Source organism: Kitasatospora sp. P5_F3 (assembly GCF_054049135.1).
The window spans coordinates 107,433-133,479 of sequence record NZ_JBFUMY010000018.1; the positions used below are offsets into that span (position 1 = coordinate 107,433).

27 protein-coding genes are annotated in these 26,047 nt (G+C 71.5%); 8 read left to right on the forward strand and 19 right to left on the reverse strand.

Annotated elements, in window-relative coordinates:
• Positions 1-80 precede the first annotated feature (80 nt).
• The 3 genes from ACXJMZ_RS14550 to ACXJMZ_RS14560 form a co-directional block, all read right to left on the reverse strand.
• Complete coding sequence (locus tag ACXJMZ_RS14550; RefSeq protein WP_457030440.1) at positions 81-575, reverse strand: nuclear transport factor 2 family protein; 495 nt, start codon at positions 573-575, stop codon at positions 81-83.
• A 44-nt stretch (positions 576-619) separates the two neighbouring features.
• The gene (folP, locus tag ACXJMZ_RS14555; RefSeq protein WP_457030441.1) at positions 620-1,486 is read right to left on the reverse strand and encodes a dihydropteroate synthase; all 867 of its coding nucleotides are present in this window, start codon (positions 1,484-1,486) and stop codon (positions 620-622) included.
• Between the two features lie 189 nt (positions 1,487-1,675).
• A complete protein-coding gene (locus ACXJMZ_RS14560; RefSeq protein ID WP_457030442.1) occupies positions 1,676-3,514 on the reverse strand; it encodes a phosphatidylglycerol lysyltransferase domain-containing protein in 1,839 nt (612 codons plus the stop codon).
• Positions 3,515-3,899: 385 nt separating this feature from the next.
• Between ACXJMZ_RS14560 and ACXJMZ_RS14565 the strand changes: the two genes are divergently transcribed.
• Positions 3,900-4,652, forward strand: coding sequence for a ferritin-like domain-containing protein (locus ACXJMZ_RS14565; protein ID WP_457030443.1), 753 nt, complete (start codon positions 3,900-3,902; stop codon positions 4,650-4,652).
• Positions 4,653-4,851: 199 nt separating this feature from the next.
• Here the strand turns inward: ACXJMZ_RS14565 and folE are convergent, their stop codons facing one another.
• The 6 genes from folE to dacB form a co-directional block, all read right to left on the reverse strand.
• Entirely contained in the window at positions 4,852-5,460 is a 609-nt protein-coding gene (folE, locus tag ACXJMZ_RS14570) for a GTP cyclohydrolase I FolE (RefSeq protein ID WP_057227824.1), read from the reverse strand.
• Positions 5,461-5,558: 98 nt separating this feature from the next.
• Entirely contained in the window at positions 5,559-7,586 is a 2,028-nt protein-coding gene (ftsH, locus tag ACXJMZ_RS14575) for an ATP-dependent zinc metalloprotease FtsH (protein ID WP_457030444.1), read from the reverse strand.
• Positions 7,587-7,830: 244 nt separating this feature from the next.
• A complete protein-coding gene (gene hpt / locus ACXJMZ_RS14580; RefSeq protein ID WP_057227828.1) occupies positions 7,831-8,385 on the reverse strand; it encodes a hypoxanthine phosphoribosyltransferase in 555 nt (184 codons plus the stop codon).
• A gap of 67 nt (positions 8,386-8,452) precedes the next feature.
• Positions 8,453-9,577 (reverse strand): tRNA lysidine(34) synthetase TilS, encoded by a 1,125-nt coding sequence (gene tilS / locus ACXJMZ_RS14585; RefSeq protein ID WP_457030445.1) that lies wholly within the window; start codon positions 9,575-9,577, stop codon positions 8,453-8,455.
• A gap of 221 nt (positions 9,578-9,798) precedes the next feature.
• The gene (locus ACXJMZ_RS14590; protein WP_457030446.1) at positions 9,799-10,953 is read right to left on the reverse strand and encodes a zinc-dependent metalloprotease; all 1,155 of its coding nucleotides are present in this window, start codon (positions 10,951-10,953) and stop codon (positions 9,799-9,801) included.
• A gap of 210 nt (positions 10,954-11,163) precedes the next feature.
• A complete protein-coding gene (dacB, locus tag ACXJMZ_RS14595) occupies positions 11,164-12,633 on the reverse strand; it encodes a D-alanyl-D-alanine carboxypeptidase/D-alanyl-D-alanine endopeptidase (RefSeq protein WP_457030447.1) in 1,470 nt (489 codons plus the stop codon).
• Positions 12,634-12,709: 76 nt separating this feature from the next.
• Here dacB and ACXJMZ_RS14600 point away from each other — a divergent pair, with 76 nt between their 5' ends.
• Both ACXJMZ_RS14600 and ACXJMZ_RS14605 read left to right on the forward strand, forming a co-directional pair.
• The gene (locus ACXJMZ_RS14600) at positions 12,710-13,198 is read left to right on the forward strand and encodes an inorganic diphosphatase (protein ID WP_057228079.1); all 489 of its coding nucleotides are present in this window, start codon (positions 12,710-12,712) and stop codon (positions 13,196-13,198) included.
• 108 nt (positions 13,199-13,306) lie between these two features.
• On the forward strand, positions 13,307-13,975 hold the full coding sequence (locus ACXJMZ_RS14605; RefSeq protein WP_457030448.1) for a biliverdin-producing heme oxygenase: 669 nt from the start codon (positions 13,307-13,309) through the stop codon (positions 13,973-13,975).
• Positions 13,976-14,033: 58 nt separating this feature from the next.
• Here ACXJMZ_RS14605 and ACXJMZ_RS14610 read toward each other — a convergent pair whose 3' ends face one another.
• Both ACXJMZ_RS14610 and ACXJMZ_RS14615 read right to left on the reverse strand, forming a co-directional pair.
• On the reverse strand, positions 14,034-15,569 hold the full coding sequence (locus ACXJMZ_RS14610; RefSeq protein WP_457030449.1) for an HtaA domain-containing protein: 1,536 nt from the start codon (positions 15,567-15,569) through the stop codon (positions 14,034-14,036).
• A 41-nt stretch (positions 15,570-15,610) separates the two neighbouring features.
• Positions 15,611-16,987, reverse strand: a complete 1,377-nt coding sequence (locus tag ACXJMZ_RS14615; protein WP_457030450.1) for an HtaA domain-containing protein — start codon at positions 16,985-16,987, stop codon at positions 15,611-15,613.
• Positions 16,988-17,146: 159 nt separating this feature from the next.
• Here ACXJMZ_RS14615 and ACXJMZ_RS14620 point away from each other — a divergent pair, with 159 nt between their 5' ends.
• The 3 genes from ACXJMZ_RS14620 to ACXJMZ_RS14630 are packed head-to-tail and all read left to right on the forward strand — an operon-like array spanning position 17,147 to position 20,012.
• Positions 17,147-18,148: a heme/hemin ABC transporter substrate-binding protein gene (locus tag ACXJMZ_RS14620; protein WP_457030451.1), complete on the forward strand. Its 1,002-nt coding sequence runs from the start codon at positions 17,147-17,149 to the stop codon at positions 18,146-18,148.
• A complete protein-coding gene (locus ACXJMZ_RS14625) occupies positions 18,145-19,206 on the forward strand; it encodes a FecCD family ABC transporter permease (RefSeq protein ID WP_457030452.1) in 1,062 nt (353 codons plus the stop codon). The genes ACXJMZ_RS14620 and ACXJMZ_RS14625 overlap by 4 nt, the downstream gene beginning before the upstream one ends.
• Positions 19,197-20,012: a heme ABC transporter ATP-binding protein gene (locus ACXJMZ_RS14630; protein ID WP_457030453.1), complete on the forward strand. Its 816-nt coding sequence runs from the start codon at positions 19,197-19,199 to the stop codon at positions 20,010-20,012. Before ACXJMZ_RS14625 ends, ACXJMZ_RS14630 begins: the two co-directional genes overlap by 10 nt.
• Positions 20,013-20,079: 67 nt before the next feature.
• Here ACXJMZ_RS14630 and ACXJMZ_RS14635 read toward each other — a convergent pair whose 3' ends face one another.
• The gene (locus ACXJMZ_RS14635) at positions 20,080-20,298 is read right to left on the reverse strand and encodes a dodecin (RefSeq protein ID WP_457030454.1); all 219 of its coding nucleotides are present in this window, start codon (positions 20,296-20,298) and stop codon (positions 20,080-20,082) included.
• Positions 20,299-20,359: 61 nt separating this feature from the next.
• On the reverse strand, positions 20,360-20,911 hold the full coding sequence (locus tag ACXJMZ_RS14640) for an RsiG family protein (protein ID WP_457030455.1): 552 nt from the start codon (positions 20,909-20,911) through the stop codon (positions 20,360-20,362).
• 396 nt (positions 20,912-21,307) lie between these two features.
• On the opposite strand from ACXJMZ_RS14640, the gene dtd reads away from it, so the two are divergent.
• Positions 21,308-21,742 (forward strand): D-aminoacyl-tRNA deacylase, encoded by a 435-nt coding sequence (dtd, locus tag ACXJMZ_RS14645; RefSeq protein ID WP_457030456.1) that lies wholly within the window; start codon positions 21,308-21,310, stop codon positions 21,740-21,742.
• Here the strand turns inward: dtd and ygfZ are convergent.
• The 3 genes from ygfZ to ACXJMZ_RS14660 all read right to left on the reverse strand — a co-directional run bounded on the left by ygfZ (position 21,739) and on the right by ACXJMZ_RS14660 (position 23,820).
• Positions 21,739-22,695 carry a CAF17-like 4Fe-4S cluster assembly/insertion protein YgfZ gene (ygfZ, locus tag ACXJMZ_RS14650; protein WP_457030457.1) on the reverse strand — a complete coding sequence of 319 codons (957 nt, stop codon included), beginning with the start codon at positions 22,693-22,695 and terminating at the stop codon, positions 21,739-21,741. The genes dtd and ygfZ overlap by 4 nt on opposite strands.
• 10 nt (positions 22,696-22,705) lie before the next feature.
• Entirely contained in the window at positions 22,706-23,155 is a 450-nt protein-coding gene (locus ACXJMZ_RS14655) for a Fur family transcriptional regulator (RefSeq protein WP_457030458.1), read from the reverse strand.
• An 80-nt stretch (positions 23,156-23,235) separates the two neighbouring features.
• Complete coding sequence (locus ACXJMZ_RS14660; RefSeq protein WP_457030459.1) at positions 23,236-23,820, reverse strand: FABP family protein; 585 nt, start codon at positions 23,818-23,820, stop codon at positions 23,236-23,238.
• 268 nt (positions 23,821-24,088) lie between these two features.
• Between ACXJMZ_RS14660 and ACXJMZ_RS14665 the strand changes: the two genes are divergently transcribed.
• Positions 24,089-24,451: a DsrE family protein gene (locus ACXJMZ_RS14665; protein ID WP_057227858.1), complete on the forward strand. Its 363-nt coding sequence runs from the start codon at positions 24,089-24,091 to the stop codon at positions 24,449-24,451.
• A 6-nt stretch (positions 24,452-24,457) separates the two neighbouring features.
• Here ACXJMZ_RS14665 and ACXJMZ_RS14670 read toward each other — a convergent pair whose 3' ends face one another.
• The 3 genes from ACXJMZ_RS14670 to ACXJMZ_RS14680 form a co-directional block, all read right to left on the reverse strand.
• Positions 24,458-24,718, reverse strand: a complete 261-nt coding sequence (locus ACXJMZ_RS14670; RefSeq protein WP_457030460.1) for a DUF3099 domain-containing protein — start codon at positions 24,716-24,718, stop codon at positions 24,458-24,460.
• A gap of 74 nt (positions 24,719-24,792) precedes the next feature.
• Positions 24,793-25,083, reverse strand: a complete 291-nt coding sequence (locus tag ACXJMZ_RS14675; protein WP_057227860.1) for a DUF1416 domain-containing protein — start codon at positions 25,081-25,083, stop codon at positions 24,793-24,795.
• Between the two features lie 29 nt (positions 25,084-25,112).
• On the reverse strand, positions 25,113-25,949 hold the full coding sequence (locus tag ACXJMZ_RS14680) for a sulfurtransferase (protein ID WP_457030461.1): 837 nt from the start codon (positions 25,947-25,949) through the stop codon (positions 25,113-25,115).
• Between the last annotated feature and the right edge of the window lie 98 nt (positions 25,950-26,047).

Genomic DNA, 26,047 nt, shown 5'->3' on the forward strand with positions numbered 1-26,047 from the left:
GGCCATTGACGTGAACATCCGGTGCACGTTGGCGCAACACTCCCGCCGTCGGCCGGATTCCCGGCCACAGCGCCCCTCGATCAGTCCTCGTCCTCGTCGTCGCCGCTGGTCAGTACGGGTGAACCGTGGTGCGACCAGAGCTTCCAGCCGGACGGGGTCCGGCGGAACAGGTTGGTCGAGACCACCTTCCCACCGACCAGCGGACCGAGTTCGCCCTCCTCCTCGGCCTCCCCGCCGGAGAGAATGTTCTCGGTGCACGTGACCAGGGCCACATCGCCCTGCACCTCGCACTCCACGTCGGTCAGGAAGAACTGGATGTACTCCGTGTTCATCATGATCAACATGTACGAACGGGTCACCTGGGCCCGGCCGCGCAGCACCGGCCAGCCGGGGTGCACACAGACCGCCCCGGTCTTGTCGTCCGCCTCACCGGGGCCCAGCCAGGCGGCCTCCACGCCCTCCAGGTTCCCGTTCTCCAGCGCCTCGTAGAGCGCCTGGTTGGCTGCCAGGACGGCCTCGCGGTCCAACTCCGCCGCCGTCGCCCGGTCACCGATCGACCTGCCGTCACCCGCCATGCTTCCTCCGCAGTGCCAAGCCAGCGTCCCCTCCGGGGCTCACGTCACCGCCCCCTTCGTGCGGCCCGTTCCCAGGCCGCGACCACTCGTACGGCGTCGGCGGTGCCGGCCACGTCGTGCACCCGGACCGCCCACGCACCCGCCTGGGCCGACAGCACCGAGACGGCCGCGGTGGCGTCGTCCCGCTGCCTGGCCGGGCGCGGCTCCCCGGTTTCCGGGTCGGCGAGCAGCGTACCCAGGAACCGCTTGCGCGAAGCGGCCACCAGTACGGGGCGCCCGAGCGCGGTCAGCTCGGCCAGCCGGCCGAGCAGCGCCCAGTTGTGCTCCGAGGTCTTGGCGAAGCCGAGCCCCGGGTCCAGCACCAACTGCTCCTCCTTCACCCCCGCCGCAGTCAACGCGGCCATCCGGCCGGTCAGTTCGGCCACCACGTCGGCCACCACGTCCTGATAGACCGCCAGCTCGTCCATGTCCGCGGACTGCCCGCGCCAGTGCATCACCACGAACGGCGCCCCGGTGGCCGCCACCACCCCCGCCATCTCCGGATCGGCCAACCCGCCCGAGACGTCGTTCACCAGCCGGGCCCCGGCCGCCACCGCCTGCTCGGCCACCGCCGCCCGCATGGTGTCCACCGACACCACCACGCCCGCCGCCGCAAGCTCCCGGACCACCGGGATCACCCGCCGCAGCTCCTCCTGCTCCGTCACCCGCTGCGCCCCGGGCCGGGTCGACTCCCCCCCGACATCGACCAGATCGGCCCCCCGCGCGGTCAGCGCGAGCCCGTGCGCCACGGCTGCCGCCGGGTCCAGCCACAGCCCCCCGTCCGAGAACGAGTCGGGGGTCACGTTGACCACCCCCATCACAGCGCAGCGGTCAAGACGCGAGAGCCCGGGCAGGTTGTTCATGCCGCCCATTATCGGCCCCACCCCTCGGCACACGGTTCAGCACGTCAGGGGCTCGGGGCCCTGCTGATGGGCGGCTCCGCCGCGGGGCGACGCCGACCTCCGGAGCGTTGCTCCTGCGTAGCTGGCCAGGCACTTTCGCAGTGACCCGCACGCCAGATCTCGTCGCCGTTCCCCGAGCCCCTGGGTAGTGCAACTTCCCTAGGCGGCCTGCGTGAGCGGAGGGGTCTCCGGCATCAGCCCCTGCCGCTGCCGCTTGCGCCCGAAGCTCGGCATCCCCAAGGTGATGAACGCCTCCGCCTGCATCGCGGCGAAGCCGATCCTCGGCAGGTCCCTGGTCTGCGGATACACCAGGAACCGCGGCTCCCACTCCGGCTGGAACTTCGCGTTGAACTTGTACAGCGACTCGATCTGGAACCACCGCGAGGAGAACACCAGCAGCCCCCGCCAGGCCCGCAGCACCGGCCCGGCCCCGATCCGCTCGCCCCGCGCCAGCGCCGAGCGGAACATCGCAAAGTTGAGCGAAACCCGCCGCACCCCGAGGGCCGGCACAGCCTGCAGGGCCGCCACGATCAGCAGCTCGTTCAGCCCCGGGTCGGCCGCCCGGTCACGCCGCATCAGCTCCAGTGAGATGCCGTCAGGCCCCCACGGCACGAAGTGCAGTACCGCCTTGAGGTCGTCGCCGGCCTCGCCCTCCTCGGGCGCCTTGTGGGCGGTGACCACCACACAGTCGTCGTCGCCCGGGTCGCCGAACCGGCCGAGCGCCATCGAGAAGCCGCGCTCGGTGTCGGTGCCGCGCCAGCGGGCGGCGGCGTCGGCGATCCGGTGCTTCTCCTCCAGGGCCAGGTCGCCGACCCGGCGGACCTGGCAGGAGTAGCCGTTGCGCTCGATCCGCTTCACCATCTGCCGGACGTTGCGCATCGCCCGCCCGGACAGCGAGAAGGTGGTGGCGTCGACGATCGCCTCGTCGCCGAGCTCGATCGCGTCCAGGCCCGCCTCCCGGGTCCAGATCTCGCCGCCCAGCTCGCTGCAGCCCATCACGGCCGGCACCCAGGCCCGCTCGCGGGCCTCGGTCATGAACACCTTGATCGCACCGGGCCAGGCCTCGTAGTCGCCGACCGGGTCACCGGAGGCGAGCATCACGCCGGAGACCACCCGGTACGAGATCGCCGCCTTGCCGGTCGGCGAGAACAGCACGCTCTTGTCCCGGCGCAGCGCGAAGTAGCCCAGCGAGTCCCGCTCGCCGTGCCTGTCGAGCAGCGCCCGGACCTTGACCTCGTCCTCGGCGGTGAGCTCCGGCTGGGGCTTCTCCGGCCGCAGCGCCAGGTACGCGGTGGTGCCCGCGGTCAGCAGACCGAGCGCGCCGAGCGAGTACCCGACGTACCAGGCGACCCGGTCGGAGCGGTAGTGGATCGGGCCCTCGAAGCCGAACAGGCCGTACGCCACGTGCTCCAGCCGCTCGAACAGGCTCGGGTCACCGAGCTCCGAGCCGTGCCTGACCCCGACGATCAGCAGTCCGAGCCCGACGCTGACCAGGGTCAGCAGCACGAACGCGACCACCGCCCGCCAGCGGGTGCGCGGGTCGGCCTTGGCGTAGAACTCGCGGTGGTGCACCAGCAGCACCGCGAACAGCACCATCGAGATCACCGCCGGGCCGACCTGGTGCCAGCGCAGCAGGTGCAGGCCGGCCCCGATCGGGAGCAGCACGCAGACCGCGCGCCAGGCCCGGCGCTTCCGGCGGCGCAGCGCGTGCGCCAGTATCACCAGCAGCAGGCCGACCATCAGGGTGCCGGCCGCGGCCAGCGTGGTGGTGCCGCCCGGGAGCTGCCCGGCCAGCCAGTGCATCTTGGTGTTGCGCAGCTTGGGGAACACCGCACAGGCGATGTCGACCAGGCCGATCAGCAGAGCGGCGTACCCGACCGCACCGGGCAGCCAGGCACGGGGCACCGCGGCAGCCTGGGTACGCAGGTTCTGGAACCGGCGGCGCGGCTGTTCCTGCGGCGCCTCGGCGGACGACTCAACGGGCACTGGAACGCTCATGGAGAGTCAGCGTAGAGGCTGTTGCGGTCCGTTCTGTCACTCCGAAGGCGGAGTTGTGATGAACCTTCATGACAAATCCTTGATCTGGCAATCGGACCGTCAAGTTGGCGCCCCAGTACGGTAATTGCTGGAGCCCCCGACGACGGCAGAGCCCTGGGGACGGGTGTGCCCCACCCGCCGAACGGCGGGGTGGGGCTTGGTGGAGCTCGCGGGGCGCACATCGGGCGCCGCACACGGTGGACGCCGCATTCTAGGCCCTCGGTTGCGGCCCCGGAGCACCCTCGTGACTACCCGTCCGGCGCAGCCCCACTGGCCCGGGCCCGAGCGCCCGCAGCACGATGGTCCGTGACCCCCGCCGTGCTGACGGACGTTCAGTAGGAGAACCATGCTCAGTACCCGTGCACTCTTCCAGCAGATCTATGCCCACGACGAGGCGTACCAGCTGTTCTGCAGCGTCGCCGCCGGCGGCGAGGACCAGGGCGGCTGGGAGAACGAGCGGATCACCGAACTCACCACCGACCCGGTGCTCGCCCCCAAGATCGCCCGGCACGGCGCGGACGAGCGCAAGCACGGCCGGATCTTCACCCAGCTGCTCAACAAGCGCGGCCTGAGCAAGGTCTCGATCCCCGGCGACACCGACTACTGCATGCTGCTCGAACGCCAGGGCATCGGCCTCTCGCACGACCGGCTCAAGTCCACCGCCCCGCTCGACGACCGGGAGATCATCACCTACCTGGCACACAGCCGGGTCACCGAACAGCGCGCCTCGGAGCAGATGCGGCAGCTGGTGAAGGCGTACGAGTCCAACCCCGAGCTCGACAAGGCGCTGCGGATGATCTCCGCCGACGAGGACAACCACCTCGCCTACTGCCACGAGGAGCTCATCCGGCTCGCGGCGGCGGGCCACGAGCCGTACATCCGGCACACCCTGGAGTCCATCGCCCGGGGCGAGATCCGCACCCACCGCGACGTCGGGCTGGCCGTGATGGCCGCCATGGGACGCATCCTCGGCTGGCCGCGCCACCAGCGCCTCCTACTGGCCGCCGGGCTGCACGGGCTCTACCTCTACGAACGTGCCGTCGGCTGGCGCCGGATGGTCTCCCTCACCATGCCCGCCAAACGCAACGCCCTCGGCTGAGGCAGCCTGCCCTCCGGACATCAGCCAGGCACTACCCAGGGGCTCGGGGCTCTGCTGACTTGCGGCTCCGCCGCGGGGCGAGGAGGTCTGGCGCCGGGGTCACTGCGAAAGTGCCTGACCACCTACGCGACGATCACCTGTTTCGAGGTCGGCGTCGCAGTTCCCCGAGCCCCTGTCTGCCGCAAGCGTGTGCCAACAGCTAGCGCCCGATGATCAAGCTCATCGCTTCGGCCCGGGTCGCCGGGTCGCGGAGCTGGCCGCGGACCGCCGAGGTGATGGTCTTGGCGCCCGCCTTGCGGATGCCGCGCATCGACATGCACATGTGCTCGCACTCGATCACCACGATGGCCCCGCGCGGCTCCAGGATCCGCATCAGCGAATCCGCGACCTGGCTGGTCAGCCGCTCCTGGACCTGGGGGCGGCGGGCGTAGACGTCGACCAGCCTGGCCAGCTTGGAGAGGCCGGTGATCTTGCCGCTGGGGGACGGGATGTACCCGACGTGCGCGACGCCGCGGAACGGCACCAGGTGGTGCTCGCAGGTGGAGAACACCTCGATGTCCTTGACCAGCACCATCTCGTCGTGGCCGAGGTCGAAGGTGGTGGTGAGGACGTCCTCCGGCTCCTGCCAGAGCCCGGCGAATATCTCCTGGTACGCCCGGGCCACCCGGGCCGGGGTCTCCAGCAGGCCCTCGCGGTCCGGGTCCTCGCCGACGGCGATGAGCAGCTCTCGGACGGCGTTCTCGGCACGCTTCTGGTCGAACGTCCCGATGGCGGCGGCGTCCTGCTCCAGGGTCACCGGGTCGATCATGCGTGCCTCGCTTGGGTCAGGGTCAGGGCCAGCAGCACGAATGCCGCGCCTCCAGGGTACAAACCCAGGTGGCGCGGCATCCATTCCGTACGGGTCGGTCAGCTTTCGGCCGGAGTCTCCGGGTGCTTGACCGTGTCGACCACCGGGGCCGCGATCTCCGGCTGAGCGGCGTTGGTGAGCGCCAGCTCCTTCGGGGACTGCACCGGCGGGCGGGTGGACGGCGTACGACGGGACGAGCCCGTCCAGGCCGGCCGGGCCGGGCGCCTGACGATGGAGCGGAAGATCTCGGCGATCTGCTCCTTGTTCAGGGTCTCCTTCTCGAGGAGCTCAAGCACCAGGTTGTCGAGCACGTCGCGGTTCTCGACCAGGATCTCCCAGGCCTCGTTGTGCGCGTTCTCGATGAGCTTCTTGACCTCCTCGTCCACCAGCCCGGCGACCTCTTCCGAGTAGTCGCGCTGGTGGCCCATCTCGCGGCCCAGGAACGGCTCGGAGTCACTCGTGCCGAACTTGATCGCCCCGAGCCGCTCGGTCATCCCGTACTGGGTGACCATGGCGCGGGCGGTGGCGGTGGCCTTCTCGATGTCGTTCGAGGCGCCGGTGGTCGGGTCGTGGAAGACCAGCTCCTCCGCCGCGCGCCCGCCCAGCATGTACGCCAGCTGGTCGAGCATCTCGTTACGGGTGGTCGAGTACTTGTCCTCGTCCGGGAGCACCATGGTGTAACCCAGGGCCCGGCCGCGGGACAGGATGGTGATCTTGTGCACCGGGTCCGCGTTGGGGGAAGCCGCCGCGACCAGGGCGTGACCGCCCTCGTGGTACGCGGTGATCTTCTTCTCCTTCTCGGACATGATCCGAGTGCGCTTCTGCGGTCCGGCAACGACCCGGTCGATGGCCTCGTCCAGGATGTTGTTGTCGATCAGCTTCTTGTCCGAACGGGCCGTCAGCAGGGCGGCTTCGTTCAGGACGTTGGAGAGATCGGCACCGGTGAAGCCGGGGGTGCGCTTGGCGACGGCCTTGAGGTCGACGTCCGGCGCGACCGGCTTGCCCTTCTGGTGCACCTTGAGGATCTCCAGGCGGCCCAGCAGGTCCGGGCGGTCGACCGCGATCTGGCGGTCGAAGCGGCCGGGGCGCAGCAGCGCCGGGTCCAGGATGTCCGGGCGGTTGGTGGCGGCGATCAGGATGACGCCGCCCTTCACGTCGAAGCCGTCCATCTCGACCAGCAGCTGGTTGAGAGTCTGCTCGCGCTCGTCGTGACCGCCGCCGAGGCCGGCGCCGCGGKGGCGGCCGACCGCGTCGATCTCGTCGACGAAGACGATCGCCGGGGCGTTCGCCTTGGCCTGCTCGAACAGGTCGCGGACCCGGGAGGCACCGACACCGACGAACATCTCGACGAAGTCGGAGCCGGAGATCGAGTAGAACGGGACGCCCGCCTCGCCGGCCACGGCACGCGCCAGCAGGGTCTTGCCCGTCCCGGGCGGGCCGTACAGCAGCACGCCCTTGGGGATCTTGGCGCCGACCGCCTGGAACTTGGCCGGCTCCTGCAGGAACTCCTTGATCTCGTGGAGCTCCTCGACCGCCTCGTCCGCGCCTGCGACGTCGGAGAAGGTGGTCTTCGGGGTGTCCTTGGTCAGCAGCTTGGCCTTGGACTTGCCGAACTGCATGACCCGCGAGCCGCCGCCCTGCATCTGGTTCATCAGGAAGAGGAACACGAGCACGATGATGACGATCGGCAACATCGACAGCAGCACGCTGACGAAGGTGGACTGCTTCTCGGGGACGACGGTGTAACCGTTGGGAACCAGGCCGGGGTTCTTGCTCAGGTCGGCCGCGACAGCGGCGCCCTGGTCTCCGATGTACGAGGCCTGGAACTTGGAGCCGGAGGGAACCTTGCCATTGCTGCCAACCGGCAGCTTCTGACCGTCCCTCAGCTCGACCTTGATCAGATTCGAGTCGCCGGTGGTGATCTGCACCGACTTCGCCTGATTGTTGTTGATCGCAGCCACGATCTGGCTGGTGTCCACCGTCTTGGAGCCGCTCGAGTCGGAGACGACCTGCATCAGCACAATGACGGCTAGGACGGCCAGCACGATCCACATGATCGGCGCACGGAAGTATCGCTTGACGTCCATCCATGCGGGGCGTTGCCGCCCCGTCCCTCCTGCCACTCAACGGCGCTGCACGGCTGTGGGCCGTCGGCGCATTCCGGGTATGTGCTCATCAGAAGAGCGGTTAATGGGACCGTACCGCAGTCCTCTCCACCCAAGGCGAGAGCACGACGACTACGACGTATTTTCCTACCCCGGCACAACGGGCGGGAACATCGCACTGTTCCCGCCCGTCGCCCGATTGGGGCAGCAGTTGTCCGACGGTCCGTCAGCCCCCGTAGACGTGCGGGGCCAGCGTGCCGATGAACGGCAGGTTGCGGAGCTTCTCGGCATAGTCCAGGCCGTAGCCGACCACGAACTCGTTCGGGATGTCGAACCCGACGTACTTGACGTCGATCTCGACCTTGGCCGCGTCGGGCTTGCGGAGCAGGGTGCAGACCTCCAGCGAGGCCGGGCCGCGCGAGCCCAGGTTGCCCAGCAGCCAGGACAGCGTCAGGCCGGAGTCGATGATGTCCTCGACGATCAGCACGTCACGGCCGGCGATGTCGGTGTCGAGGTCCTTCAGGATCCGGACCACGCCGGAGGACTTGGTGCCCATCCCGTAGGAGGAGACCGCCATCCAGTCCATCGTCACCTGCGAGTGCAGCGCGCGAGCCAGGTCGGCCATCACCATCACGGCGCCCTTGAGCACGCCGACGATCAGCAGATCCCGTCCGGCGTAGTCCTGGTCGATCCGCGCCGCCAGCTCCAGCAGCTTGGCGTCGATCTCGTCCTTGCTGATGAGCACCTTCGCCAGGTCGGCGCCCATGTCGTTGTGATCCACCGGGGATACGTCCTCAAACGTTCGGGGTCCTGTGTCGGCGGCGGCCCTGCGACCGGGTGTTCACTTGTCAGTCGCTCTGTCGCCGAAACACCAGCGTGCCACACCTACGGGTGACCTCCACGCCACCGGGTAGGTGCAACGGCCCCTGGCCGCGCCAGCCGGTCACCAGCAGGTCCACGGTTTCCAGGTGACGGGCGAACAGATCCCCGGCCGGGCAGCCCGCCCGGAGCGCGGCGCGGCGGAGCAGCCGGCGGCGGACGGCGGAGGGCAGTTCGGCCAGCTTCGAGACGTCCAGCGCCCCTTCGGCCGTCCGGAGGTCGCGCTCGGCCAGCGCGGCCCACTGGTCCAGCGCGTCGGCGTCGTCCCGGAACAGCCGGGCGGTCCTGGCCAGCGCCTCGACCACACCGGCGCCGAGGTGCTTCTCCAGCACCGGCAGCACCTCGTGCCTGACCCGGGAGCGGGTGTAGGCCGGGTCGCTGTTGTGCGGGTCGTCCCAGACCGGGATGGACTGGGCGGAGCAGGCCTGCCGGGTGGCGGCCCGGTCGAGCTCCAGCAGCGGGCGGCGGTAGCGGCCCTTCTGCGCGGGCATCCCGGCCAGCGAGCGGGAGCCGGATCCGCGGGCCAGGCCCAGCAGCACCGTCTCCGCCTGGTCGTCCCTGGTGTGGCCGAGCAGTACGGCCTCCGCGCCGAGCCGGTCGGCGGCCTCGTCCAGCGCGGCGTACCTGGCCTCCCGGGCGGCGTTCTCCGGGCCGCCCTGACGGCCCACCAGCACCGGGACCGCCTCCACCGGGTCCAGGCCCAGCTCGCGCAGCCGCTCGGCCACCTGCTGGGCCCGCTCGGCCGAACCGGCCTGAAGTCCGTGATCCACCGTCACCGCGCCGACCCGCAGGCCGAGCTTGGGTGCCTCGAAGGCGGTGGCGATGGCCAGCGCCATCGAGTCGGCGCCACCGCTGACCGCGACCAGCACCAGCGGGGAGCCGGGCGCGGCGGGCGTACGGGGCAGGCCGGAGGGGTGTCGGCGGGCGTTGCCGATCAGGGTGGTGGCACCGGCGGCGCCACTCAGGGCGAGCTCGGACGGGCGGCTGCGGGGCGCCCGGGCGGCGGGGGTGGTCTCGCCCAGATCGGCGGCGAGCTCGGCGAGGGTACGGCGGACGGCGAGGCGTATCGCCGCGACAGCGGGGTGTGGTCCCACGGGTAAGCACTCCTTGGAGGCGGAGCGGATGGTGACGCGGCGTCAGCTCACAGTCACCGGGTGCTCACAGATGGTCGCAGAATCCGGGCACCGGCTACGCCACCCGCGCCACCGGTACGACCACCGTCCCACGTACGAGTGAATGAAGAAACGTTCATCCGCAGCCAACGGGTCAACCGGCGCGAACGTGCGGTCGACCGGGTCGATCGGACCGAACCCTCTCAGGGGGCGACCCGGGCCACCCAGGCCCCCGGGTTGTGGATCTCCTCGCGGGTCGGCAGCGTGTTCGGCGAGGTCCAGACCCGGTTGAAACCGTCCATCCCGACCCGGTCCACCACACCCCGGACGAAGACCGCACCGTCCTGGTACTGCCGCAGCTTGGCGTCCATCCCGAGCAGCCGACGGATCACCAGGTCCAGCCGGCCCGCACCACCGGCCCGGCGCAGCTGGAACTTCTCCCGGATCTCCGCCACGCTCGGCACCACGGCCGGGCCGACCCCGTCCATCACCACGTCGGCATGCCCCTCCAGCAGGGACATCACCGCGGTCAGCCGGTTCAGCGTCTCCCGCTGCTGCGGGGACTGGACCGCCTCCAGCAGGGTGCCCCGGCGCTCCTCGCCCCGCCCGGCCAGCATCTCCCTGGCCCGGTCCAGCAGCGCCGCCGGATCGACGTCGGTCTGCGCCAGGAAGGACTGCACCTCGGACTGGATGTGGTCGCGCAGCCACGGCACGGCGGTGAACTGGGTCCGGTGGGTCTCCTCGTGCAGGCAGACCCAGAGCCGGAAGTCGTGCGGGTGCACGTCCAGTTCGCGCTCGACCTGGACGATGTTCGGCGCCACCAGCAACAGCCGGCCCGGGGTCGGCGGCCGGAGCGCCCGACGCGGCGTGTCCAGGATGCCCGCCGGACTGTCCGGAGCCTCCGGCAGCGCACCGGGGAACTCGGCCGGGGCGAAGGTCTCGTACTGGCCCAGCACCTTCCCCGACAGAAACGCCAGCACCGCACCGACCTCGACCCCGGTGGCCTTCTCACCGAGCGAACCCAGCGCCGCCGAACCGGGTGAGTCCGAACGGCGGGACTGCAGCTTCTCCACCAGCGGCCGGACGATGGTCCGGAAGCCCGCCACGTTGGCCCTGATCCAGCCCGGCCGGTCCACCACAAGCACCGGGGTGGCATCCATCGTCAGCAGGCTGCTCGATCCCATCCGGGTGAACGCGCGGACATGCTCCTCCGCCTCCAGCGCATGCCGACGCAGCTCCGAGACCACCGCCCGCGCCTCGCCCCGGCTCACCACAGGACCCGGCCGCGCCAGCCGGGTCGCCGTCGCGACCGCGAGATCCCAGTCGACCATCCCAGCCCCGCCGCGCGCGCTCGTCATGCCCTCACCGTACGGGACCGTACCCCTGAGGCACACGCCTAAGTTGCACTCTCCAGGGGCTCGGGGAACTGCGAGGAGATCTGGCGCCGGGGTCACTGCGAAAGTGCCTCACCACCCACGCACGGATCACCTTTTTCGAGGTCGGCGTCGCCCCGCGGCGGAGCCGCCCATCAGCAGGGCCCCGAGCCCCTGGTGGTGCACCGTGTGCCGCTAGTGGCACCCGCAGTTGGCGAGTTGCCCGACGACCCGGTCGACCGCCGCGCGGGCTGCGTCGGATGGAGCCGTGGTGCGGGTCATCAGGGCGAAGGCGAGCGCTCGGCCGTCCGCGTCCAGCACGGTGCCCGCCAGCGTGTAGATCCCGCTGCCGGCCAGCGTGCCGGTCTTGGCCCGGACGATGCCGATCCCGTTCTGTGCCCGGGTCGCGGTGCCGAACCGGCCGAGCAGCGTCCCGGTGAACCCGGCGATCGGCAGGCCGGTGAGCACCGGCCGCAGCCGGGGATGTTCGGGCGCAGCGGCGAGCGCGAGCACCTTGGAGAGCACCAGCGGAGAGATCTGGTTGCCGGTGTGCAGGCCGCTGCCGTCGTTCAGGACCACGCCCGCCGTCGGGACGCCGAGCTTCTCCAGGGTCAGCCGGGTGGCGGCGGAGGCGCCCTCGAAGCTCGCGGGCTGCTGGGCGGCGATCGCGACCTGACGGGCCATCGCCTCGCTGAGGGTGTTGTCCGACGTGGTGAGCAGGCGTTCGATCAGCCGGGCGACGGTGGGCGACTCGACGGCGGCGAGCCGCTCGGCCCCGGCGGCGGCCGTGCCGGCCTTGGGCTTGCCCTGGACGGCCACGCCCTCGGCGGTGAGCGCTGCGGCGAAGGCGTCGGCGGCCTGACCTGCGGGGTCGTAGACCCGGGCCGGGCCCTCGTCGGTGGACTTCGGGTCGATCCGGCCCTCGTTGACCATCAGCGCGGTGACGGAGGCGATGTTCATCGCGTCGTGCTGCGGGTGGTTCAGCGGGCCGGTGTACATCGTGGTGTCGAAACCGAGCTTGACCGAGCTCACCCCGGCGGCCTTGAGAGCGGTCGCGGTGCGCTTCGCCAGTTCGGCGACGGTGGCGGGGGCGGTGTCGGGGTCCACCGGCAGGCCGCCGACCCTGACCTGGTCGGCGGGGAGGGTGGACAGCGTCGGGTCGCCGCCGCCGACCAGCACGATCTCGTCCGGAGCGGCGCCCTTGACCACCTTGGTGGCCAGCCGGGTGTCGCCGGGGATCAGTTCGAGCGCGGCCAGCGCGGTGAGCAGCTTGGTGGTGGAGGCCGGGGTGGCGGGGTTGTTCTCGCCCGCGCCGTACAGCAGCTGCCCGGTGGCGCCGTCGGTGACGGCGAGACTGAGGGTGCCGAGTGCCTTGTCCTGGAGCACGGCGGCCAGGTCGCGCTGGAGCCCGGCGGTGGTCGGCATGCCCTCCGCCCCGGTCGTACTGGCAGCCAGCACGGCCCCACCGGTGGCAACCGCCTTGCGCCCGGCGGCGGTTGGCGGCTGCGGCGTACCGCTGCCGGTCTTGCCCGGGCCGGCTCCCGAGCTGGATCCCGGGCTGGGATCGGCCCACGCCGGGCTCAGCGCGCCCGCTGTCAGCGCCACCCCGAGCATCCCGGCGACCGCGATTCTCCGGCCACGCCCCGCCCCTGCACCTCGCTGCACCGACCAGCCCCTTTCCTGAGCACACCCTGCCGTAGGAGACACTTGGATTCTGTCAGTCCCTACCTTGGAGGAACCGTTGGAGTTCGACGTCCTGATCGAGATTCCGAAGGGCTCGCGGAACAAGTACGAGGTCGACCATGAGACCGGTCGCCTCCGTCTGGACCGGATGCTCTTCACCTCGACCCGCTACCCGGCCGACTACGGCTACGTCGAGGGCACCCTCGCGGACGACGGCGACCCGCTGGACGCGCTGGTCATCCTGGAGGAGCCGACCTTCCCCGGCTGCCTGATCAAGTGCCGTGCCATCGGTATGTTCAAGATGACGGACGAGGCCGGCGGCGACGACAAGCTGCTCTGCGTCCCGGCGACGGACCCGCGCTGGGAGCACCTGCAGGACATCCAGCACGTGTCGGAGTTCGACCGTCTGGAGATCCAGCACTTCTTCGAGGTCTACAAGGACCTGGAGCCCGGCAAGTCCGTCGAGGGCGCCGACTGGGTCGGCCGCGCCGAGGCCGAGGCCGAGATCACGGCCTCGATCAAGCGCCTCGCGGACTCCGGCCACTGAGCCCGGCACCGCGAACGGCCCTGCGGGCCACCCCGGGGGGGGGGGGGGGGGGGGGGGGGGGGGGGGGGGGGGGGGGGGGGGGGGGGGGGGCCCCAACCGGAGGTCCGCATGACCAGCCCTGAGCCCACCCCGTTCTCCACCGTGCTGCGCACCGCCAGTGCCGCGGAGCACGAGGCCGCCGAATCCTCCTCGTTCATGGGCCACCTGCTGAACGGGCGGCTGGGCGTGGAGGCGTACGCGGAGCTCTCGGGCCAGCTCTGGTTCGTCTACCGGGCCCTGGAGGGGCGGGCCGGCGAGCTCGCCCAGCACCCGGTGATCGGTCCGTTCATCGACCCGGCGCTGTTCCGCACCGCCGCCCTGGAGGCCGACCTGCTGCACCTGCGCGGCGCCGACTGGCAGGCCGGGCTGACCGCCTCGCCCGCCACGGCCGCGTACGTGGCCCGGCTGGAGCAGCTGATCGACAGCTGGCCGGCCGGGTACCTGGCCCACCACTACACCCGCTACCTGGGCGACCTGTCGGGCGGTCAGATCATCCGTGGCATAGCCGAGAAGACCTGGGGCTTCGAGAAGAAGGGGCCCGGGGTGCACTTCTACGTCTTCGAGCAGGTCGGGAACCCCGCCTCCTTCAAGCGCGACTACCGGGCCAAGCTGGACGTGGCCGGCGAGGCGCTGGACGAGGTGGAGCGCCGCCGGGTGACCGAGGAGACCAAGCAGGCGTTCACCCTGAACGGCGCGATCTTCGCCGACCTGGACCTGCGGTACCCGCTCAGCGCCTGATCGCGGTGACGCCGTTGCCCTCCGGTGAACTGCACCGGAGGGCAACGGCGTTCGCGGACTACTTGGTGGTACGGCGGCGCAGCAGCACCGTGGTGCCGCCACCGAGCAGCAGCAGACCGGCGGCGGTGGCCAGCAGCGGGACGACCGGGGTGTCCATCCCGGTGGAGGCCAACTCGCCTGCGGTGATCGAGGATTCACCACTGGTCAGCACCGCGCCGCCACTGGGGGCCGGGGTACCGGCGGTGGTCGGGGTCGGGGCCGGGGTCGGCAGCGTGGCGCCCTGCCCGAAGGCCAGCGTGGCGCTGACCGGGTCGAGCGCGGCGCCGGCCTGGTAGAAGCCGCCGAATGCGGTGGCGCCCTGCTCGGTCAGGGTGGCCGGGAGCTGATCGAGCGTCACCACGCCGTTGACCGGGGCGAAGCTCGCCTTCGAGACGTCCAGCGAGGCTATCTTCGCGCCCGTCAGCTCGCTGACCTTGCCGTCCAGCGACTTGGACTTCACGTCGGCGGTCAGGAACGCCCCGGCCCGCTCCACCTGGATGCCCAGGTCGGCGAAGGTCAGGTCCAGCTCGTAGCCGCCGTCCTTCGGATGCGCCAGGAAACGCACCGCGCCGTCGAACCCGGCCGTGACGGCGTGGGTCTTCAGGTTGTACGCACCACTGCCGCCGCCGAACCGGTAGTCGGCCGCGCCGCCGCTGAACTCCACCTTGCCGGATGCCGCCGGGGAGGCCAGGTACTTGCGGAAGGACTCCTTCACACCCCAGTTCAACGCGCCGTCCAGAATGGGCAGTTCGGTGGGCGCCGGGGTGGAGGGGCCGGCCGAAACGCCGGCCGACGCGGAAGCCGACGCCGACGCGCTGGCCGACGCAGAAGCCGACGCCGACGCGCTGGCCGAAGCCGACGCAGAAGCCGAGACGGACGGGGACGCAGATGGAGACGCAGACGCACTCGGGGTCGACTTGCTGAGCACCAGCTTGACCGGGTCCATCGCCGCACCGGCCTGGTAGAACCCGCCGAACGCCTTCGCGCCGTCCTCGGTCAGCACGGTCGGGGTGGCCACCCCGGTGGTGGTGTCGCGGCCGACCGCGAAGGTCACCAGCGGGACGTCCGCACGCTCGACCAGCTTGGTGGTCTTCGCCTTGGTGGTCGGGTCCTCCGTGGTCTCGGCGGTCGTCGCGTCCACCGTGATGGTGCCGGTGCTGCCCGAGGTGGTCAGCTTGAAGTCGGTCAGCGCGATGTCCAACTGGCCCTGGTGGCCGGTGAAGCGCAGTCCGCCGACGAATGCGCCGCTGATCGTGTGGGCCGTGCCGTCGTACGCGCCGGTGCCGTTCAGGTGGAAGCTGCCGTCGGCGTTGCGGGTGGTGCCGCCGGTCAGCTCGATCTTGCCGCCCTGGGAGGCGGGGCCCTCCAGGTACTTGCGGAAGGACTCCTTGACGCCCCAGTCCAGCGAACCCTGGTCGTAGACCACCGTGGTGGGCCCGGCACCGAAGGCCACCCCGGGCATCCCGACGGCGGTCAGGCCCAGCCCGACCGCGACGGCGGCCAGAGCCGGAAGGGGGGTGCGGTTGCGGCGGGCGCTCTTGGCGGTGACGGACATGGTGCTGGTACTCCTTCAGGAACGGCGGCGGGGGAGAGAGTTCAGACGGTCCGGCGGCGCCGGACCAGCAGGGTGACGGCCACGGCCGTACCGCCTGCCAGCACCCCGCCGCCGACGGCGATCCACGGCCAGGGCGAGGAGCCCTGGCCGGCGACCSCCGCSCCCGGGGCGGGGGGCGCCGCGGCGGCCGCGGGGGGGGCGGGCGGCATCGCGGTGCCCGCCGGGTAGAGGCCCCCGAAGGCCCTGGCACCGTCCTCAGTGAGCAGCAGCGGCAGTTCGGCCGCCTTGAGCAGCCCGGCCTCGGGCTTGAGCGCGGCCGCGTCGAAGCTGCCCAGCGGGACGGCCGGGAGCTGCTGGGCCGAACCGTCGGCGGCCTTCCCGGAGACGTCGGCCAGCAGTGTGCCCTTGCCGCCGGCCACCTTCACCACAGGGTTGGTCAGGGTGAGGTCGAGGCCGTACGCGTCGCCGGTCTTCATGCCGCGGAACCGGACAGCACCGGTTAAGGCGGCGGTCAGTTCGCCGGTGGCCGGGTCGTAGCTGCCCTTGGCCGGGGTCCAGCGGAAGAACGCGCCACCGTCGGCGGCGCCGTCGGCGAGCTGCCAGTCGCCCTTGGCGATGGTGCCGGTGACGTAGTCCCGGAAGGTCCGGCGGACGCCCCAGTCGAGCGCGCCCTGGGCGAACTCGGTCCGGGTCACGGCGGGCGGAGCTGACGGGGTGTCGGTAGCGGCCAGGGGCGGCGTGGTCGGCGGCGCGGTGGTGGCCGGCGCCGACGGGCTCGGGGCGGCGGCCGCCTTGACGTCGACCGAGACGGTCAGCGGGTCCAGCGCGGTGCCGGCGGGGTAGAAGTTGCCGAACGCCACCGCACCCGAAGCGGTCATCGTGGTGGGCACGTTGGAGAGCCTCAGGGCCCCGGACCGGCCGCGCAGGTCGATCCCGTCCAGCCCGAGGTCGACCAGCTTGGCCTGGGTGGCATTGGTCACCACCCCGGTGTCCTTGGCCTTGCTGCTGACGTCCGCGTACAGCCCCGCACCACTGCCACCCGCCTTCAGGGTGAACCGGCTGAGCCTCAGGTCGAGGCCGTAACTGCCTTTGGCCTCATGCCCCTTGAAGGTCACCCCGCCGGAGAAGGCAGCCGTCAGTGCACCACTCGCCGGGTCGTACGTACCGGTCGCGGAGTGGAACCGGAAGGTGTTGCCGCCGACCGTGGCGGCACCGCCGGTCAGACCCCAACTGCCCTTGGCGATCGGCCCGGTGACGTACGTGAGGAAGGACTGCTTCAGCCCCCAGTCGAGCCGTCCGCCGGAGACCGTACCGGGTGCGGCCAGCGCCGGGACGCCGGGCAGCGCGACCAGCAGCAGTGCCGCGATCGCCGCGACCAGGGTGGCGGCAAGGCGGCGCAGACGTCGCGATACGGGCATGGCGAAGCGCTCCTCGGCAGCGTGGGGTGAGGGCGGGCTCGAAAGAACCCCCCTTGCGAAACTCAGGTAAGGCTAACCTAATATATGCGTCAAGAGTCACCCCGGGTCCACCCTTGCTTCACGGTCCGGACGTGCCAGCGCCCAGCTAAGGAGCAGCAGTTGACGGGGACCATCCGAAACCGTGCCCGCGCGCTGGGCCTCGCCCTGCTGCTGGCCACCGTCGCCGCCTGCGGCGGGAACGCCGCCGGCACCGGCACGGGGCCGACACAGGCCCCGGCCGCACCCGACCGGGTCGAGCCGCTGGCCGCCGCCACCCCCGTACTGCCGACCACCGTCGCCTCGGCCGACGGCCGCCTGGTCACGGTGGCCGCCGCCGAGCGGATCATCCCGCTCAGCGGCAGCCTCTCCGAGCTGGTGTTCAGCCTCGGCCTCGGCGACAAGGTGGTGGCCCGGGACGTCTCCACCACCTTCGAGCAGGCCGCCGCGCTGCCCGTGATCACCCAGGCCCACGACGTCTCCGCCGAGGGCGTGCTCTCGCTGCACCCGACCGTCGTGCTGGCCGACCGCTCCACCGGACCGGCCGAGGCGATCGACCAGATCCGCGCCGCCGGAGTCCCGCTGGTCGTGCTGGACGACGCCAAGCAGCTCTCCGACCTCGACAGCCGGATCGCCAAGGTGGCCGCAGCCCTCGGAGTCCCGGACGCCGGACGGCAGTTGACCGAACGGACCGCCACCCGCACCAAGGAGGTACAGGCCGCCATCAGGCCCACCGGCGGCAAGCCCAAGGTCGCCTTCCTCTACCTGCGCGGCAGCGCCTCGGTCTTCCTGCTCGGCGGCGCCGGTTCCGGCGCGGGCTCGCTGATCGAAGCGGTCGGCGGCGTCGACGCGGGCACCGCCTCCGGTCTGACCGGTGACTTCACCCCGCTCACCAGTGAGGCCCTGGTCAAGGCCGCCCCCGACGCCCTGCTGGTGATGAGCAAGGGCCTGGATTCGGTCGGCGGGATCGACGGAATGCTCAAGCTCCCCGGGGTCGCGCAGACCCCGGCCGGCCTCGACCGGCGGGTGGTCTCGGTGCCGGACGGCGTCCTGCTCAGCTACGGCCCGCGCACCCCCGAGGTGCTCAGGTCGATCTCCGAACAGCTCTACGGGGCCGCCAAGTGACCGCCGCCGCCCTCCCGTTGACCCGCCCCCGGCTCAGCCGCAGCACCCTGCTCACCGCCTGCCTCGCGCTCGCCCTGCTGGTCGCCGCCCTGCTGGCGGCCGGTGTCGGGGCGTACCGCATCCCGCTCGGCGACCTGCTCGCCTCCGTCACCCACCGGCTCGGCCTCGGCGGCCACGCGCTCGACCGGGTCCCCGAGTCGGTGCTGTGGAACGTCCGCTTCCCCCGGGTGGTGCTGGCCCTGCTGGTCGGCGGCTCGCTCGGCTGCGCCGGGGCCCTGATGCAGGGCATCTTCGGCAATCCGCTGGCCGAGCCCGGCGTGATCGGGGTGTCCTCCGGCGGTGCGGTCGGCGCGGTCGCCTGCATCGTGCTCGGCCTGGACGCCTTCGGCAGCTGGACGGTCACCGTCTTCGCCTTCGCCACCGGCCTGTTGACGGTCTTCGCGGTCTACGCGATGTCCCGCTCCGGCGGCCGGACCGAGGTGGTCACCCTGGTGCTCACCGGCGTCGCGGTGAACGCGTTCTGCGGCGCGCTGATCGGCATCTTCCTGTTCACCGCCGACAGTGCCGCGATCAACCAGGTGACCTTCTGGCAGCTCGGCTCGCTCTCCCAGGCCACCTGGGGCAAGGTGCTCGCGATCCTGCCGTTCGCCCTGCTCGGTCTGGCCGTCGCCCCGTTCCACGCCCGGAAGTTGGACCTGCTGGCACTCGGCGAGCGCCCTGCCCGGCACCTCGGGGTGGACGTCGAGCGGCTGCGCCTGGTGCTGATCACCGTGGTCGCGCTGCTGACCGCCGCCGCCGTCTCGGTCAGCGGCATCATCGGCTTCGTCGGCCTGGTCGTCCCGCACCTGCTGCGGATGCTGGCCGGCCCGGGCCACCGCTTCCTGCTGCCGGGCAGCGCGCTGGCCGGTGCGCTGGTGCTGGTGCTCGGCGACCTGGCCGCCCGCACCCTGGCCCAGCCCGCCGAACTGCCGCTCGGGGTGCTCACCGCCCTGATCGGCAGCCCGTTCTTCTTCTGGCTGCTCCGCCGGACCCGTACCAAGCAAGGGGGTTGGGCGTGAAGCGACGCCGCCGGCTGCCCGGGCGTCCGCTCCCGGGCGCCGAACTGCTCACCGCCGCCGGCCTCCGGCTGGTGGTCGACGGCCGCGAACTGCTGGGCGGCGTGGACCTGGTGGTCCGGGCCGGGGAGGTGCTCGCCCTGCTCGGCCCGAACGGGGCCGGCAAGTCCACCCTGCTCTCGGTGCTCGCCGGGGACGTCCTGCCGACCTCCGGGACGGTCACCCTGAACGGACGCCCGTTGGACGGCTACCGGCCGGCCGAACTCGCTCTGCACCGGGCCCTGTTGCCGCAGGCCGCAGCGCTCTCCTTCCCGTTCCCCGCCGGGGAGGTGGTCCGGATGGGCCGCGCTCCCTGGGCCGGTACGGCAGCCGAGGCCGAGGACGACGCGGCTGTGACCGCCGCACTGGCCGCCACCGAGTCGGCCGCCTTCGTGGACCGCCCGTTCACCGCACTCTCCGGCGGCGAACGGGCCAGGATCGCGCTGGCCCGGGTGCTCGCCCAGCGGACCGCCCTGCTGCTGCTCGACGAGCCCACCGCCGCCCTCGACCTGCGCCACCAGGAGCTGGTCCTGCGGGTGGCCAGGGAGCGTGCCCGGGCGGGCGACGCCGTCGTGGTGGTCCTGCACGACCTCTCGCTGGCCGCCGCCTACGCCGACCGTGTGGTGCTGCTGGCGGGCGGCCGCGCGGTGGCCGACGGACCGGTCGCCGAGGTGCTCGAGGCCGCGCTGCTGACCGAGGTGTACGCCCACCCGGTCGAGGTCTTCCCGCACCCCGTCACGGGCGCTCCGCTGGTGCTGCCCACCCGCTGAGAAGCCCCGAGCCCCGGCTACGGAGGCTCGGGGCTCAGGGCTCAGGGCTCAGGGCTCGGGGCTTGTCTCAGTCCTCGTCGTCGTCCAGCCGGAAGCCGACCTTCAGCCCCACCTGGAAGTGCGCGACCCCGCCCTCCTCGATGTGCCCGCGGATCTGCGTCACCTCGAACCAGTCCAGGTTGCGCAGCGTCCGCGAGGCCCGCCCGACCCCGTTCCGGATCGCCGCGTCCACCCCCTCGGTCGAGGAACCGACGATCTCGGTGACCCGGTACACGTGTTCGCTCATGGCTCTCTCCCATCAATGCGTCCCCGGTCCACCGTGCCCCAGCCGGGCGGCTCCCGCACGCTCACCCGCCGGTGAGCAGGTCGTCCACCCTGGCCTCGCCCTCGCGGTAGCGGCGGGTGATCTCCGCGCTGCAGTCGTCCGCCCGCCGCTGGAGCGCCTGCCGCCGCCCGGAGACCTCCCGCTCGTGCACCGTCAGGCGCTCGACGGCGGCCACCAGTTCGACGGTCTGGTGGGCCTCCAGATCGGCCAGTTGGACGTCGCCCATCAGGGCGTCCGCCTCCCGCTGGTAGCGCTCCCCGCGCGGCGGGCCGAGCCGCAGGTGGCGGGCCGGGCGGCGGACCGGTGACGGTGTGTCGGCCAGGATCGCCGGGAGCCGGTCGAGCAGCGCGTCCGACAGCGCGTCCGACAGCCCGTCGGCCCCCGGCTCGGACCCGGCGGACTGCCGGCGCGCCAGCTCGGCCCGCAGGATGTCCAGCCGCCCGTGCAGCAGCCGACGCAGGTACGAGAGGTCGGCCTCCTGGTCGTGCGCGTCCCGGCGGAGCAGCCGGAGCTGATCCAGACCGAGCCCGGTGAGGCCGTACTCCTGCTCGTGGGCCGTGCTGCTCGCGTCCATCAACCAACCACCTGCCGCTGTACCGGTCACTGAATCCCCCACTGATGTCCGCCGCCGCACGCCCCGTGTCCGGTGACGCCCGTCCGACGCCGGGAGTTCCCGCAGGGCAGCGACTCCACCCGTGCGAGCGACCCCGAAATCCAAACCCCCGCATGGGTGCTCGTCCACGCGTCGCCCACAGCGTGCCATCCGGGACCGGCCGGTGCACCGCCCGTGCACCCGAACGGCCCCCTGGCGAAGGGGGGTGGCTGATACGACCGGAACAATCCGCAGGCCGCACCACCCGTCCGACGGCGCGCGGAATGCGCCCCCGGCGTGCGCGCCCCTGTTGCACGCCCGCCACCTGCCCACCACGCGCCTGCGGAACGGTCGTACCGCTCCGGCACAATGAGGCCCATGCGAGCAGTGGTACAGCGGGTCGCCGAGGCGGCCGTGACGGTGGACGGCGAGACGGTCGGCGCGATCGGGGGGCCCGGGCTCTGCGTGCTGGTCGGGGTGACCCACGACGACACCCCGGAGAAGGCGGCCCAACTCGCCCGCAAGCTCTGGTCGGTGCGGTTGTTCGACAACGGGGAGACGGAGCTGTCCTGCTCCGACCTGAACGCCCCGCTGCTGGTGATCAGTCAGTTCACCCTCTACGGCGACGCCCGCAAGGGCCGCCGCCCCACCTGGAACGCCGCCGCCCCCGGCCCGCTGGCCGAGCCGCTGGTGGACGCCGTGGTGACCGAACTCCGGGCGCTCGGCGCCAAGGTGGAGACCGGCCGGTTCGGCGCCGACATGAAGGTGTCGCTGGTGAACGACGGCCCGTTCACCGTCCTGCTGGAGATCTAGGCGGGGACGATCACGTCCTGGCTGCCCGGCACACCGTCGGCCAGCAGCACCTCGTCCACCGGTGTGTTCCGCTTCACCAGGGCCAGCGCGATCGGGCCCAGCTCGTGGTGCCGGGCCGAGGAGGTCACGAAGCCCACCGGGCGGTCCTGGCCGGGACGGAGCACCTCGGAGCCGTGCGCCGGGAGCTTCTCCTCCATGCCGTCCAGGTTCAGCAGCACCAGCCGGCGCGGCGGCTTCCCCAGGTTGTGCACCCGGGCCACCGTCTCCTGGCCCCGGTAGCAGCCCTTCTGCAGGTGCACGGCGGTGGACAGCCAGTCCACCTCGTGCGGGATGGTCCGGTGGTCGGTCTCGAAGCCCAGCCGGGGCCGGTGCCCCTCGATCCGCAGCGCCTCGTACGCCCACATCCCGGCCGCCGGGCCGTAGCCCGCGGTCAGTGCGGCCAGCTCCGCGCGCGGCACGAACAGGTCCCGCCCGTACGGGAGTTCACGCACCGCGGCGGCGCCCTCGGCGGAGACCTCGGACCCGGCCGGCAGGTACACCACGGCGTAGTCCTCGGTCGCGTCGGCGACCTCCACCCGGTAGAAGAACTTCATGCTCTCCAGGTACGCGATCAGCGCCTGCTGGGTGCCGGGCTCGACGTGCGCCCAGGTGGTCTCGCCGTCGTCCACCAGGTAGAGCGCGTGCTCGACGTGCCCGTTCGGCGAGAGCACCAGCGCGTCGGTGGCCTGCTGCGGCGGCAGCGCGCTGACGTGCTGGGTGATCAGCAGGTGCAGCCAGGTCAGCCGGTCCGAGCCGGTGACGGTCAGCACGCCCCGGTGCGAGAGGTCCACGAAGCCGCGACCGGCGGCCAGTTCGCGCTGCTCGGGGAAGAGACCGCCGTAGTGCGCGGCCACCCCTTCGTCGGCTCCTTCGGCGGGGACGGCACCGGGCAGGGCAAGCAGCGGACTCTTCATGACCGCAAGCTTACGACTGCTCCGCTGTGAGCTTGGCGGTGCAGTCCGCACAGCGGCCGAAGATGGCGAAGTGCTTGAGGTCGGTGTCGAAGCCGTGCTCCGCGCGCAGGCTGTCGATCAGCGGCGCGGCGATCGCGGTGTCGGTCTCGGTGACGCTGTCGCAGTCCCGGCAGACCAGGTGCAGATGGGTGTGCCGCCCGGCCAGGTGGTAGGTCGGGGCGCCGTGGCCCAGGTGCGCGTGCGAGACCAGCCCGAGCTCCTCCAGCAGCTCCAGGGTCCGGTACACGGTGGAGATGTTGACCCCGCTGGCGGTCTTCCTGACCTCGTGCAGCAGCTCGTCCGGGGTGGCGTGGTCGAGCGCGTCCACGGCCTCCAGCACCAGCTGGCGCTGCGGGGTGAGCCGGTACCCGCGCTCGCGCAGGTCGGCCTTCCAGTCGGAGGGGGTCTCGGTGTCAGCCACGGTGCGCCTGCCCTAGCTCTAGGTCGTGCGACAAGTGTAGGGACCGGCCACCCGGCCGGTCCCTACGGTGCACCACTGGCTCAGCGGAAGAAGGCGATGCCGTCGTCCGGCAGGTCCGCGATGTCCTGGATCAGCCGCGCCGGGTTCAGCACCTTCTTCAGCTGCGCCGACATGTACGGCCGCAGCGGCACCTCGGGGGCGGCCTTCTCGCCGACCCAGAGCAACTCCTCGGCGACCATGCCGTACAGCCGCTTGCCGCCGCTGTACGGGGCTGCGCCCTCGATCCGGGCGACCGCGTCGGTGGCCAGGTCGATCTGCGGCTTGCCGTCGTGCAGCTTGCCGTACCAGATCTCCACGGTGCCGTCGTCGCGGACCGAGGAGACCTCGATCTCGCGCTCGCCGCTGGTGCCGTGCTGGTTGCTGGTGACCCGCCAGAACGCGTGCTCGGTCTCCAGCGGACGGACCTTCTCACCCTCGTTGTTCAGCACCCAGCTGCGGGAGCGGAACTCCAGGAACGGACGGCTGTCGTGCCGGAACACGATCTCCTGGCCGAAGTTGCACTTCTCGGTGCCCGGGAAGTCATAGACGCCCGCGCCCTCCCAGGTGCCGAGGAGGAAGGCCAGCGGGACGACGTCCTTGTGGAGGTCAGAAGGGATCTCGATCATGTTCCTGGTCGCTGTCGTCGGTGGGGGACTGGCTCAACCGTACGGCAGGGATCAGCGCTGGCCCTGGTACAGCTTCATGACGGCGAAGATGGCGAACCAGGTGATCAGGATGGCCATCAGGATGAGCAGACCGTCGAAGAAGATTTCCAGACCGGACACGGGGCGCTCCCATTGCGGCGTTGCGGTACAGAGCAGGACGGGGTGAGTCTATCGGCCCGGTATGGGCCGCTCTCGGTGAGCCCCGCCACGTCGTGGCTAGGGTGTCACTATGCCGAAGAAGCTGGTCATCAAGGTCACCGCCGGAGCCGACGCGCCGGAGCGCTGTTCGCAGGCCTTCACGGTGGCCGCCGTCGCGGTCGCCAGCGGGGTCGAGGTCTCGCTCTGGCTGACCGGCGAGTCGACCTGGTTCGCACTGCCCGGCCGGGCCGCCGAGTTCGAGCTGCCGCACGCCGCGCCGCTGCCCGACCTGCTGGAGGCGGTGCTGGCGGCCGGCCAGGTCACCGTCTGCACCCAGTGCGCGGTGCGGCGGGGCATCGTCGAGCAGGACCTGATCGAGGGCGCCAGGATCGCCGGGGCGCAGCTCTTCGTGCAGGAGATCATGGCCGAGGACGTGCAGGCGCTCGTCTACTGATCCGGGCTACTGATCCGGACGGTCCTTGTCGTGGCCCGGCTCGTCCCACTTCGGGTCGTCCCAGCGCGGGTCCTGCCACCAGTCGTCCTCGGGGTCGCGCTTGTTGGCGAAGATCGCGGCGGCCGGCGGGATCACCATCGCGACCACGCACATCCCGATCGCGGCGGGCACCGAGAAGAACCGCACCACTCCCCAGGCCAGGACGAACATCGTCAGGCAGACGCCCATCATGACGAAGTAGTAGAGGTGTCTCCGGCGCTGCTGCACCCTTCCACGGTACGACCGAGGGCCCCCTGCGCGGCAGAGGGCCCTCGGTCGTACGTCAAGGAGCTGTCGGGTCGTCAGACCGCGATCGCGACCTCGGTCTGGGCGCCCTGGGAGGCGACCACGACCCGGTCCACGGTCGCGCCCGGGACCAGCGCGCGCAGCGTCCACTTGCCCGGACGGGCGAAGAAGCGGAACTGCCCGGTCGCCGAGGTGGGCACCTCGGCCGTGAACTCGCCGCCCTCGTCCAGCAGTCGGACGTAACCGTTGACGGGCTCACCGTCGCGGGTCACCGAACCCTGGATGATCGTCTCCTTGGCCACGTCAACTCCTGCCAGATCGGGCCCACCGGCCTTCGCACCGCACATGATGTCTTCCCTTCCTACGGTTCGATGGCTCAGTTGTCGCCGAGCGCGATCGGCACGCCGACCAGGCTGCCGTACTCGGTCCAGGAACCGTCGTAGTTCTTGACGTTCTCCTGGCCGAGCAGCTCGTGCAGCACGAACCAGGTGAGCGCGGAGCGCTCGCCGATCCGGCAGTACGCGATGGTGTCCTTCGCCAGGTCGACGCCCTCGGCGGAGTAGAGCTCCTTGAGCGCCTCGTCCGACTTGAAGGTGCCGTCGTCGTTGGCGTTCTTCGCCCACGGGATGTTGCGGGCGGACGGGACGTGGCCCGGACGCTGCGACTGCTCCTGCGGGAGGTGGGCCGGGGCGAGCAGGCGGCCGGCGAACTCGTCGGGCGACCGGACGTCGACCAGGTTGAGGGTGCCGATCGCGTTCACCACGTCGTCGCGGTAGGCGCGGATCGCGGTGTTCTGCTCCTGCGCCTTGTAGTCGGTCGCGGCGCGCTCGGGCACCTCGGCGACCAGCTCGCGGGCGTCCAGCTCCCACTTCTTGCGGCCACCGTCGAGCAGGCGGACGTCACCGTGGCCGTAGAGCTTGAAGTACCAGTAGGCGTACGAGGCGAACCAGTTGTTGTTGCCGCCGTACAGCACCACGATGTCGTCGTTGCCGATGCCCTTCTTCGAGAGCAGCGCCTCGAAGCCGGCCTGGTCGACGAAGTCGCGGCGGACCGGGTCCTGGAGGTCCTGCTTCCAGTCGATCCGGACGGCGTTGCGGATGTGGTTCAGCTCGTACGCGGCGGTGTCCTCGTCAACCTCGACGACGACGACCTTCGGGTTGTCCAGGTTTTCCTGGACCCAGTCGGCGTCGACCAGGACGTCACTGCGGCTCATGGTGGTGTCTCCATCCGGGGGCGGTACTGCGGAAGGGGTGGCAAGGTGCCCGGCACCGGCCGTCCGGAATTCTGTCCGAATACCGAGACGGCACAGGG

What these genes read in the sequence shown, in the direction of transcription:
- ACXJMZ_RS14565 (WP_457030443.1), top strand. Translation starts at nt 3,900, where the DNA reads ATGCTCAGTACCCGTGCACTCTTCCAGCAGATCTATGCCCACGACGAG.
- ACXJMZ_RS14590 (WP_457030446.1), bottom strand. Translation starts at nt 10,953, where the DNA reads ATGACGAGCGCGCGCGGCGGGGCTGGGATGGTCGACTGGGATCTCGCG.
- ACXJMZ_RS14660 (WP_457030459.1), bottom strand. Translation starts at nt 23,820, where the DNA reads ATGATCGAGATCCCTTCTGACCTCCACAAGGACGTCGTCCCGCTGGCC.
- dtd (WP_457030456.1), top strand. Translation starts at nt 21,308, where the DNA reads ATGCGAGCAGTGGTACAGCGGGTCGCCGAGGCGGCCGTGACGGTGGAC.
- ACXJMZ_RS14680 (WP_457030461.1), bottom strand. Translation starts at nt 25,949, where the DNA reads ATGAGCCGCAGTGACGTCCTGGTCGACGCCGACTGGGTCCAGGAAAAC.
- ACXJMZ_RS14675 (WP_057227860.1), bottom strand. Translation starts at nt 25,083, where the DNA reads ATGTGCGGTGCGAAGGCCGGTGGGCCCGATCTGGCAGGAGTTGACGTG.
- ygfZ (WP_457030457.1), bottom strand. Translation starts at nt 22,695, where the DNA reads ATGAAGAGTCCGCTGCTTGCCCTGCCCGGTGCCGTCCCCGCCGAAGGA.
- ACXJMZ_RS14550 (WP_457030440.1), bottom strand. Translation starts at nt 575, where the DNA reads ATGGCGGGTGACGGCAGGTCGATCGGTGACCGGGCGACGGCGGCGGAG.
- folE (WP_057227824.1), bottom strand. Translation starts at nt 5,460, where the DNA reads ATGATCGACCCGGTGACCCTGGAGCAGGACGCCGCCGCCATCGGGACG.
- ACXJMZ_RS14665 (WP_057227858.1), top strand. Translation starts at nt 24,089, where the DNA reads ATGCCGAAGAAGCTGGTCATCAAGGTCACCGCCGGAGCCGACGCGCCG.
- folP (WP_457030441.1), bottom strand. Translation starts at nt 1,486, where the DNA reads ATGGGCGGCATGAACAACCTGCCCGGGCTCTCGCGTCTTGACCGCTGC.
- ACXJMZ_RS14610 (WP_457030449.1), bottom strand. Translation starts at nt 15,569, where the DNA reads ATGTCCGTCACCGCCAAGAGCGCCCGCCGCAACCGCACCCCCCTTCCG.
- ACXJMZ_RS14605 (WP_457030448.1), top strand. Translation starts at nt 13,307, where the DNA reads ATGACCAGCCCTGAGCCCACCCCGTTCTCCACCGTGCTGCGCACCGCC.
- ACXJMZ_RS14560 (WP_457030442.1), bottom strand. Translation starts at nt 3,514, where the DNA reads ATGAGCGTTCCAGTGCCCGTTGAGTCGTCCGCCGAGGCGCCGCAGGAA.
- ACXJMZ_RS14640 (WP_457030455.1), bottom strand. Translation starts at nt 20,911, where the DNA reads ATGGACGCGAGCAGCACGGCCCACGAGCAGGAGTACGGCCTCACCGGG.
- ACXJMZ_RS14635 (WP_457030454.1), bottom strand. Translation starts at nt 20,298, where the DNA reads ATGAGCGAACACGTGTACCGGGTCACCGAGATCGTCGGTTCCTCGACC.